General features: G+C 66.0%; 1 protein-coding gene. It reads right to left on the bottom strand.

Translation table 11 applies throughout. The annotated features are described in order from the left end of the window. Nucleotides 1-362 (bottom strand): hypothetical protein (locus ACZ6JE_RS15110; RefSeq protein ID WP_464319464.1); only part of this gene is annotated, 362 nt, incomplete at both ends.

Here is a 362-nt window from a genome sequence, read left to right as displayed (position 1 = left end):
ACGGCGTCCGAGAACAGACGGATGTTCTCCAGCTTGTTCTCCCCCGAGGCCGCGACCTGCGTCACCGACATCGTGTAGGACGCGTTGCCCAAGTACCGGACCGCACTCCACGTGCCATCGGCACGCACCTCGGTCGACACACCTGCACCCGTCGAGGGCGACACCGTCACCGTGGCACGGGGAGTGCCGGTGCCCGAGAACGTCACGTCACCCGGGGTGAACGTGTCTCCATCAGCGAGGTTGTCGAGAGTGACGTCCGAGTAGTCGGGGGCGATGGAGACGGGGGCGCTGCCCGCGGTCTGGAAGTTGCCTTGGGCCGAGACACCCGAGTAGACGAAGCCGAGCTTGTTATCGGGCACGTC

The organism is Frigoribacterium sp. AC759 (genome assembly GCF_979256015.1).
The sequence above is the reverse complement of the archived record's forward strand: the minus strand, read 5'-3'. Positions and strand labels throughout refer to the sequence as shown.